The sequence below is a fragment of the Actinophytocola sp. genome (genome assembly GCF_035942955.1).
Taxonomy (GTDB): Bacteria; Actinomycetota; Actinomycetes; order Mycobacteriales; family Pseudonocardiaceae; genus DASYTH01.
The window spans coordinates 1-9,410 of record NZ_DASZCQ010000131.1; the positions used below are offsets into that span (position 1 = coordinate 1).

General features: G+C 72.1%; 9 protein-coding genes and 1 pseudogene. 8 read left to right on the forward strand and 2 right to left on the reverse strand.

Features of this window, described 5'->3' with window-relative positions; translation table 11 throughout:
* The first annotated feature begins 154 nt into the window (after positions 1 to 154).
* The 7 genes from pyrF (at position 155) to VGX25_RS13130 (ending at position 5,441) form a co-directional block, all read left to right on the forward strand.
* Positions 155 to 985, forward strand: coding sequence for an orotidine-5'-phosphate decarboxylase (gene pyrF, locus VGX25_RS13100; RefSeq protein ID WP_326917994.1), 831 nt, complete (start codon positions 155 to 157; stop codon positions 983 to 985).
* Positions 986 to 1,189: 204 nt separating this feature from the next.
* Entirely contained in the window at positions 1,190 to 1,507 is a 318-nt protein-coding gene (gene mihF, locus VGX25_RS13105) for an integration host factor, actinobacterial type (RefSeq protein ID WP_326917995.1), read from the forward strand.
* Positions 1,504 to 2,100: a guanylate kinase gene (gene gmk / locus VGX25_RS13110; protein ID WP_326917996.1), complete on the forward strand. Its 597-nt coding sequence runs from the start codon at positions 1,504 to 1,506 to the stop codon at positions 2,098 to 2,100. Before mihF ends, gmk begins: the two co-directional genes overlap by 4 nt.
* Entirely contained in the window at positions 2,101 to 2,391 is a 291-nt protein-coding gene (gene rpoZ, locus VGX25_RS13115; protein WP_326917998.1) for a DNA-directed RNA polymerase subunit omega, read from the forward strand.
* A gap of 112 nt (positions 2,392 to 2,503) precedes the next feature.
* On the forward strand, positions 2,504 to 3,757 hold the full coding sequence (gene coaBC / locus VGX25_RS13120; protein WP_326917999.1) for a bifunctional phosphopantothenoylcysteine decarboxylase/phosphopantothenate--cysteine ligase CoaBC: 1,254 nt from the start codon (positions 2,504 to 2,506) through the stop codon (positions 3,755 to 3,757).
* Positions 3,758 to 3,827: 70 nt separating this feature from the next.
* Positions 3,828 to 5,018, forward strand: coding sequence for a methionine adenosyltransferase (metK, locus tag VGX25_RS13125; protein WP_326918004.1), 1,191 nt, complete (start codon positions 3,828 to 3,830; stop codon positions 5,016 to 5,018).
* 9 nt (positions 5,019 to 5,027) lie between these two features.
* Positions 5,028 to 5,441, forward strand: coding sequence for a DUF5313 family protein (locus tag VGX25_RS13130; protein WP_326918001.1), 414 nt, complete (start codon positions 5,028 to 5,030; stop codon positions 5,439 to 5,441).
* Positions 5,442 to 5,673: 232 nt separating this feature from the next.
* Here VGX25_RS13130 and VGX25_RS13135 read toward each other — a convergent pair whose 3' ends face one another.
* Both VGX25_RS13135 and VGX25_RS13140 read right to left on the reverse strand, forming a co-directional pair.
* The gene (locus VGX25_RS13135; protein ID WP_326918002.1) at positions 5,674 to 5,982 is read right to left on the reverse strand and encodes a DUF6191 domain-containing protein; all 309 of its coding nucleotides are present in this window, start codon (positions 5,980 to 5,982) and stop codon (positions 5,674 to 5,676) included.
* A gap of 45 nt (positions 5,983 to 6,027) precedes the next feature.
* On the reverse strand, positions 6,028 to 8,799 hold the full coding sequence (locus tag VGX25_RS13140) for a PQQ-dependent sugar dehydrogenase (protein WP_326918003.1): 2,772 nt from the start codon (positions 8,797 to 8,799) through the stop codon (positions 6,028 to 6,030).
* A gap of 182 nt (positions 8,800 to 8,981) precedes the next feature.
* Here VGX25_RS13140 and VGX25_RS13145 point away from each other — a divergent pair.
* Positions 8,982 to 9,410: pseudogene (locus VGX25_RS13145) on the forward strand (primosome assembly protein PriA); the annotation flags it as partial.

Here is a 9,410-nt window from a genome sequence, read left to right on the forward strand (position 1 = left end):
GCGGGGCCGCGGTGCCCGTCCGACCGCCGGCGGCCCAGGTCCGGCCCCTGCGCGACCCCACCCACCGCACCGCCGGCCGCCGTGGCGGCCCGACCACCCCGCCCGGCCGACCACCGGCATTGTCGACGCCACACCCCGGCGGCGGGAGCCGGCGGTGAGGGCGCCGTTCGGCGCGCGGGTCACCACGGCCGTCTCGCTGCGCGGGCCGCTGTGTGTCGGCATCGACCCGCATCCGAGCCTGCTGGAGGCGTGGGGGCTGCCCGTGGACGCCGCCGGGTTGGAGCGGTTCGCGATGACCTGTGTGGAAGCCTTGGCGCCGGAGATCGCGGTGGTCAAGCCGCAGTCGGCGTTCTTCGAGGCGTTCGGGTCGGCCGGGGTGGCCGTGCTGGAGCGGGTGATCGCCGAGTCGCGGGCGGCCGGGGCGCTGGTGCTGGTGGACGCCAAGCGCGGGGACATCGGGTCGACCATGGCCGCGTACGCCAGGGCCTACCTAGGGGAGGGCTCGCCGCTGGCCGGGGACGCGGTGACGCTGTCGCCGTACCTGGGGTTCGGCTCGCTGGAGCCGGCGCTGGAACTGGCCGGGCGCACCGGCCGCGGGGTGTTCGTGCTGGCGTTGACGTCGAACCCGGAGGGCGCCGAGGTGCAGCGGGCCACGGCGGCCGACGGGCGGTCGACGGCCCAGGTCATCGTGGACCAGGCGGCCGCCCGCAACGCCGGGGCCAGCCCGCTCGGCTCGGTCGGGCTGGTGATCGGTGCGACGATCGGCGCGGCCGGGGTGGACCTGTCGAAGTTGCGCGGCACGATCCTGGCGCCCGGCTTCGGTGCTCAGGGCGGCACGGTGGCGGATCTGAGCAGGGTGTTCGGCGACTCGCTGCGGCACGTGCTGCCCAGCACCTCGCGCGATGTCCTGCGGCACGGTCCCGACGTGTCCGCATTGCGGTCGGCGGCGCTAAAAGTACGAGATTCCCTGGCCGTAACCCACTGAACCGATCCGCTTTCCCGTGCGTTCTGCCAGGATAGACCCGACCGACCCACCATATGTGCAGGTCGGAGCCGGACGGTTACAATTTGTGACAATGGACGGGTGGGAACTACGGAACGCACTATCGGGACCCGCGTTGTCCTCACCCGTCTGAGGTCGGTAACGTCGCTGCACCGATCCACAGACACCACCCTCACGGAGGAAATCGTGGCCCTTCCCCAGCTGACCGATGAGCAGCGGGCCGCAGCACTGGAGAAGGCGGCTGCCGCCCGTCGCGCCCGAGCCGAGCTCAAGGAGCGCCTGAAGCGTGGCGGCACCACCCTCAAGGACGTGCTCGCCAAGGCTGACAACGATGAGGTCCTGGGCAAGATGAAGGTCACCGCACTGCTCGAGGCCCTTCCGGGCGTCGGAAAGGTGCGCGCCCAGCAGATCATCGAGCGGCTGGAGATCGCCCCCAGCCGCCGTCTTCGCGGCCTTGGCGACCGCCAGCGCAAGGCGTTGCTCGCCGAGTTCGGCGGCGAGTGAATCACCCGCAGCGGAGGGGTCGGCTGGTCGTTTTTGCCGGCCCCTCCGGCGTCGGTAAGAGCAGCGTGGTTCACGAGCTGCGCAGGCTCTATCCGGATCTGTGGTTCAGCGTTTCGGCGACGACGAGGCAGCGCCGTCCGGGTGAGGTGGACGGCCGCGATTACCACTTCGTCAGCCGGGACGAGTTCGACCGGATGATCGCCGAGGGCGAGCTGCTGGAGTGGGCGGAGATCCACGGCGGCATGCATCGCTCCGGCACCCCGCGCGAGCCGGTGGAGCGGCGGCTCGCGGCGGGCCGGCCCGCGCTCGTCGAGGTGGATCTCAACGGGGCCCGCGCGCTGCGGGCCGCGGTGCCCGAGGCGTTCCTGGTCTTCCTGGCCCCGCCGAGCTGGGAAGACCTGGTGCACCGGCTGACCGGCCGGGGAACCGAGCCGCCCGAGGTGATCGAGCGCCGGCTGCGCACCGCGAGGGAGGAGCTCGCCGCGCGGGACGAGTTCGACGCCGTGGTGGTGAACACCGACGTGCAGAGCGCGGCTAAGGAGTTGCTAACCTTGGTGCTGGGAAATTCCACTGATGAGCTGGAGCGTTGCTAAGTGATCACCCCCACCGAGCTGGGCACCCTGGGTGAGCCGTCCGGTCACAATCTCGAGGGCATCACCAACCCACCGATCGACGACCTGCTGGACAAGGTCAGCTCGAAGTACGCGCTGGTGATCTACGCGGCCAAGCGGGCTCGTCAGATCAACGACTACTACGCGCAACTCGGCGAGGGACTCCTGGAGTACGTCGGCCCGCTGGTCGAGCCGGGTCCCCGCGAGAAGCCGCTGTCCATCGCCCTGCGCGAGATCCACGCCGGCCTGCTCGAGCACACCGAGGGCGAGTGACCCCGGCGGGGCGTCCCACCTGCGAGGGCCCCGGTCTCCGATGGCGGGCCGGAGGTCCGCCCGAGGGACCGGCCTACCCGTTGTTCACCGCCGGCCGGCATCGCGAAGTGACATGAGCCCGAGCGTGGGATCGGGCAATGTTGTCCTCGGCGTCGGCGGAGGGATCGCGGCGTACAAGGCGTGCGAGGTGCTCCGCCAGCTCACCGAGTCCGGCCACCGGGTCCGGGTCGTGCCCACCGCGGCCGCGCTGCGGTTCGTCGGCGCGGCCACGTTCGAGGCCCTGTCCGGCAATCCCGTGCACACCGGGGTCTTCGACGACGTGACCGAGGTCCCGCACGTGCGCGTCGGGCAGTCCGCCGACCTCGTGCTGGTCGCGCCGGCCACCGCCGACCTGCTGGCCAAGGCCGCCAACGGGCTGGCCGACGACCTGCTGACCAACACCCTGCTCACCGCCCGCTGCCCGGTGCTGATGGCGCCCGCCATGCACACCGAGATGTGGGAGCACCCGGCCACCAGGGACAACGTCGCGCTGCTGCGCCGACGCGGAGTGATCGTCACCGAGCCCGCCAGCGGCCGGCTCACCGGCGCGGACACCGGCAAGGGCCGGCTGGCCGACCCCGCCGAGATCGTCGACCTGGCCCGGCTGCTGCTCATCCGGCCCGACGCGCTGCCGCGCGACCTGGAGGGCCGCCGCGTGGTGATCTCCGCCGGCGGCACCCGCGAGCCGCTGGACCCGGTGCGCTACCTGGGCAACCGGTCGTCCGGCAAGCAGGGCTACGCGCTGGCCAGGACGGCCGTGGCGCGCGGCGCGGCGGTGACCCTGGTGTCCGCGCACACCGTGGCGCTGCCCGAGCCGGCCGGCGCCGAGCTCGTCCGGGTGAGCACCGCCGAGGAGCTGCGCGAGGCCGTGCACAAGCGCGCCGCGGACGCCGACGTGATCGTGATGGCCGCGGCCGTCGCCGACTTCCGGCCCACGACCAGGGCCGAGTACAAGATCAAGAAGACCGGCCGGGACCCGGACCCGGTCGCGCTCACCCGCAATCCCGACATCCTGGCCGAGCTGGTCGCCGCCCGAGTACCGGGCCAGATCATCGTCGGGTTCGCCGCCGAGACCGGGGACAGCGGCGCCGATGTGCTCTCCCACGCCCGGGTGAAACACAAGCGCAAGGGCAGCGATCTACTGGTGGTCAATGCCGTCGGCGAGGGTAAGGCCTTCGAGACGGAGGACAACGCCGGCTGGTTGCTGTCCACAGACGGCACCGAACGGCCCATCGCGCTCACCTCAAAGGCGCACATGGCGTCCGAGGTGTGGGACGCGGTGGTGGCGCTGCTCAACGGCGAGTTGCATCGGGAATCGTCCAAGTAGTCTGATCGAGTAGTCCGCGAGATAGGTGGGGTGTGTCGTCGTGAGTCAGGGCAGTCAGGGCAGTCGCCGTCTGTTCACGTCCGAGTCGGTGACCGAGGGCCACCCGGACAAGATCTGCGACGCGATCAGCGACTCGATCCTGGATGCCCTGCTGGCCAAGGACCCGCGCTCCCGGGTGGCGGTGGAGACGCTGGTGACCACCGGGCAGGTGCACGTCGCCGGTGAGGTGACCACCGAGGCGTGGGCCGACATCCCCGCGATCGTCCGCGACGTCATCCTCAACATCGGCTACGACTCCTCGGCCAAGGGCTTCGACGGCAACTCCTGCGGCGTCAACGTGGCCATCGGCGCGCAGTCGCCCGACATCGCCCAGGGCGTCGACGCGGCCTACGAGTCCCGCGTCGAGCACGCCGGAGAAGACACGGACGAGATCGCGAAACAAGGGGCCGGCGACCAGGGCCTGATGTTCGGCTATGCCTGCACCGACACCCCCGAGCTGATGCCGCTGCCGATCGCGCTGGCCCACCGGCTGTCCAAGCGCCTCACCGCGGTCCGCAAGAACGGCGTGCTGCCCTACCTGCGCCCGGACGGCAAGACCCAGGTGACCATCGAGTACGCCGGCGACCAGCCGGTCCGCCTGGACACCGTGGTCGTCTCCACCCAGCACGCCGACGGCATCGACCTCGAGCGCCTGCTCGGCGTCGACGTCCGCGAGCAGGTCATGCGCCCCGAGCTGGCCGACCTGCCGATCGACACGTCCAATGTCCGGTTGCTGGTCAACCCGACCGGCCGGTTCGTCATCGGCGGCCCGATGGGTGACGCGGGCCTGACCGGTCGCAAGATCATCGTCGACACCTACGGCGGCATGGCCCGGCACGGCGGCGGCGCCTTCTCCGGCAAGGATCCGTCCAAAGTGGACCGCAGTGCGGCGTACGCGATGCGCTGGGTGGCCAAGAACACCGTCGCCGCCGGCCTCGCCTCGCGCATCGAGGTCCAGGTCGCCTACGCCATCGGCAAAGCCGCCCCCGTAGGGCTCTTCGTCGAAACCTTCGGCACCGAGACCGTCGACCCCGCCAAGATCCAGCAGGCCATCACCTCGGTGTTCGACCTGCGCCCCGCCGCGATCATCCGCGACCTCGACCTGCTCCGCCCCATCTACGCCCAAACCGCCGCCTACGGCCACTTCGGCCGCCCGGACCTCGACCTCCCCTGGGAGCGCACCGACCGCGCCGACGACCTCAAGCGCGCCGCGGGCAACTAGCATGAGCGGGTGAGGGCAAAGCGCCCGAACCCGGTGCGGTGGCTCTGGTACGCGGTGGGCGGCCGGCTGCCCGACGTCTACCGCGAGTGGGTGCTCTACGACCTCACCAGCCGCACCTGGGTCCTGCGCCACCTCGCCCGCGCCCTCGTCCAACACTCGGTCTGGCTGCTGCTCCTACTCCTCCCCATCCCCCTGTCCCTCCGCCTGCCCATGATCGTGTTAGGCGTGTCGGTCGGCATGACCTTCTCCCTGTCCTTCATGGAGGACGCCTCCGAACGCCGCCTGATCCGCCACGGCTTCCCGGCCGGCCTCAACCGCCGCATCCGCGAGGAGTCCACCACCGCCGAACGAGCCGACCTCGCCGCCATGTACACCGCCTGGTACACGGCCACCCCCCACGCCGACGACCCACCCCCCGCCTGACCCCCACCCGGCAAGTCGTACTGTCCGGCAGCCTCACGACCCCCGCGGTGCTCCGCCCACCCCGACGAGGACGGCCCCGGCGCGTAGGCCGGTTTCAGAAGTCCGGTAGGCCGGGTGTGGCTGCGCGAAAGCGGAACACAGCTACCCGAGGCCGGGACACGCCCGGCCGCGGTCCACCGCACCGGTGTGTCCCGGCTGCGGGCAGCCGTGTTCCGCCTTCGTGCAGGCGCACCTACGAAACACCACCCGGGCCGGAGTCGCGATCCTCAGGCCGCAGCACGGCGATGCCGCGGTCCAGGTCGACGTCGACGCGGGGTGGGGCGCCTTCGGCGTCTTCTTTGCGCATCATCGACATCGAGTCGCGGTGGTCGAGCTCCATTCGCTTGGTGCCGTAGAACATCGCGGTGAACTCGTTGATGTAGGTGGCGGTCAGCGGGGTTCCGGGGCGGTTGCGCCGTTTCTGGCGCCGCAGCTCGTACACGCCGACGGCGACGAGGAGGATCGGCACGCCGGGGATGGCGAGCGACAGCACCGTCTCCACCGTGGACACACCACGGCAACGACCCGGCGCCCGGCCGGGTTCCGCTCAGTTGCGGGCGTCGCGGACCTGGCCGGTGGTGAAGTCTTCCAGGATGTAGCCGTACTGGAAGTTCATCCGCCGGCCGTCGGGGACGGTGAGCACGTCGCTGGTCGGGTAGCCGAGGTAGGACCGCTCCCAGCCGAGGCCGGCCCACCTCTGCCGGATCGGGCCGTACACGGCGAAGGCGCCGGTGCTGGGATGCCAGTAGATCGAGGCGCCGGCGAGGTCGCCGGAAGGCGCGGGACTCGGGGCGCCGCGGCGGGCGGCCTCGGGGTGCCCGAACGGCGCCGCGCTGGTGTACACGAAGCTGCCGCCGCCCTGGAAGTGGTTGAACCGACCGAGGCCGTCCGGGGTGGCGGACTGGTGGGTCGTGGGGTAGCCGAGGACCGAGCGTTCGGCGCCGAGTGTCTCGTACTTGGCCTGGATGTCGCCCTCGACCGAGAACGTGCCGAGGCCGGGCTTCCAGTAGAACGTGCCGCGCTGGAACCGGATGAACCGTCCGGTCCCGTCGGCGCCCGCGGTCTCGCCGGTCAGCGGCGGGCCGTAGGCCAGGTGCCCGCCGCGCGACAGGTAGACGGTCAGGATGTCGCCGGCCACGGCGTGCACTCCGCCGGCGGGCGACCAGTAGGCCCGGCCGCGCTGGTACTCGCGCCAGCGGACCGACGCGTCGCCCTGCTCGACGCCCACCGGCGAGCCGAGCGTGGACTGCAGGGCGGCGTCGCCGGCGTAGCGCCGGTCGATCGGGGTCAGGTAGCTGACGGTCAGGGTCTGGTCGGCGTCGGGCAGGGTCAGCTCGCGCACCCGCTCGGTGCCGCCGTCGCCCCAGCGGTCGAACGTGGCCACGCCGTCCACCGCGGCGTCCGGGGCGATGATCGGCAGCGTCATGCCGACGGTGAACAGGCCGGTGTCGGTCTGCTCGCCGCCGATGGTGAACCCGGCGGGCTGGTTGGACTGCACGGTGATCCGGCGCTGCTTGGGCCGCACCCCGAAGGTGTGCACGCTGGTGGTTCCGCGGGAGTCGGTGGCGCTGGCGGAGATCTCCAGCCGGGTGTCGCCGGCGTGGCCGTCGAACGTCAGCTGGAAGTTCCCGCCCTGCTGCTGCGCGCCGGGGTGGTCGTGACAGCCGCCGACGCTGCGGCAGTGCACGGTGGTCACCGACCAGGTCACGGTCAGCGGGCCGTCCTCGGGGTCGGTCGCCGTGGCCGTCGCCGTGATCACCTCACCGGCCGCGAACGTCTTGCCGGGGTCGGGCTCCCACACCGACAGCGCCGGAGCGTGGTTGCCGGGGTGGACGGTCGCCGTGGCGGTGGCGCTCGCGTCGAGCGAGTCGGTGGCGGTCAGCGTGACCGTGACGCTGTCGGTGCCGGCCGGGTACGCGTGCGTGACCCGGGCGCCGGTCCCGGTCGTGCCGTCGCCGAACGCCCAGCCGAAGGTGATCGGGTCGCCGTTGGGGTCGAACGACTCGCCCGCGTCGAACGTCACGGTCCGGGTGGCCGCGTCGACGGTGGTCCGGATGACCGGGTTCGGGGCCGCGTTGCCCGGCGCGTACACCAGCCGGCGCACCTTGCCGGACAGGATGTCGGCGTAGGCGATGTCGCCGCCGGTCGGCATGGCGCGGAAGGCGACCGGCAGGCCGATGTCGTTGCCGAACCCGTCGGTCTCCGGCTGGGTGCTGAGCCGGCCCAGCTGGTTGATGCCGATCGTCCACAGCCGGCGCGAGCCGTAGTCGCCGAAGAAGTACCGGCCGCGGTACTGCTCGGGGTACGACGTCCCGGTGTACACCAGCCCGCCGGTGACGCTGCTGCCGGTCGTGCGCGGGTAGGCATGGGCCGGCAGGGCGGTGGTCGTGGCGGCACACTGCGGCAGGTCGCGGTAGCCGCCCGTGGGCTCGTTGCCCTCCCAGCACGGCCAGCCGTAGTTGTTGCCGGGGGCGACGACATCGATCTCCTCGAAGGTGTTCCACCCGACGTCGCCGAGCAGCGGCCGCCCGGTGCCCGGCTCCAGGCTGACCCGGAACGGGCTGCGCAGGCCGCTGGCGTAGACCAGGCTGCGGGTGGCCCTCGGGTCGGCCGGGTCGTAGAACGGGTTGGTCGGCACGCCCGAGCCGTCCGGACGCAGGTGCAGCAGCTTGCCGTGCGGGTCGTCGAGGTTGAGCGCGCGCAGCGCGAGCGTGTCCACCCGGCGGTGGTCGGCGTTGTCGCCGATGCTCAGCCAGATCGTGCCGTCCTCGGCGGCGATCACCCCGGTCATCGCGTGGGCGTCCATGTCGCCGGTCAGCTTCAGGACGGCCTGCTCGCCGGTCAGCCCCGTGGGGATGCCCGCGGTGTCGGTGGTCACCGTCCACCGGCTCAGCCGCAGCTGCCCCCAGCTACCCGAGGGCGACTCGGTGGTGAGCACCGAGCGCGCGGTGTAGATGGCCCTGCTGGTCGGGTAGTCGGGCGCGACGGCGAGGCCGACCAGCCCCAGGTCCGCCGCGCCCTGCACCGGGAGCGCGGCGATCTGCCTGGGCTCTCCGGCCTGCCCGAGGCCAGGGGCCCAGGTGACCTTGCCCTGCTTGGCGATGGCCAGGAAGCTCTCGTCCGGCAGGAAGGCGAAGTCGGTGAGCTGGTCCCCGCCGGGACCGGCGGGCCGCATCCCGGTCGGGATGTCCTGCAGCAGGAATCCGGACGGCAGCATCGGCGCCGCGTGCGCCTGGGAGGCACGCAGGGTCACGGCCAGGCTCGCGGCGAGCACGGCCGCCGCCACCACGGCCACCACCCGGGAACTGCGCAGCAGCACTACGACCCCCTTACCGGTGGGCGGAACCCCAGAGCAGGACGTGGCGACTTTGTGCAGGTCGCACGCCCGTTATCGTCCAAAAGAGACCGAGTGTTTCACCTGATTGGGTGATCCTTCGAACACGGTGTGACGTATGCGTCGCCGGACGGTGGGCCGACCGCCGGTTCTGGTAGACCACGGGCATGACCGGGAGCACCACGACGCGGCGGGGGGAGCGGCGGCCGGCCGCGGCGCTGCCGGTGGCGCGCGTGGTGGTGGACGTGCCGCTGGCCCACCTCGACCGGCCGTTCGACTATCTGGTGCCGGACACGATGGACCAGGCCGCGGTGGCGGGGTGCCGGGTGCGGGTGCGGTTCGCGGGGCAGAAGGTGGACGGGTTCCTGCTGGAGCGGGTGGCGGAGTCCGACCACAAGGGACGGTTGGAGTATCTCGACCGGGTGGTGTCCGCGGAGCCGGTGCTCGCGCCGGAGATCGCCACGCTGGCCAGGGCGGTGGCCGACCGGTACGGCGGCACCATGATCGACGTGCTGCGGCTGGCCGTGCCGCCGCGGCACGCCCGGGTCGAGGCGGAGGCGCCGGGCGAGCCGCCGCCGGTCCCGGCGCCGCCGGAC

Coding starts and splice junctions, on each gene's coding strand:
- coaBC (WP_326917999.1), top strand. CDS start 2,504: ATGAGCCCGAGCGTGGGATCGGGCAATGTTGTCCTCGGCGTCGGCGGA.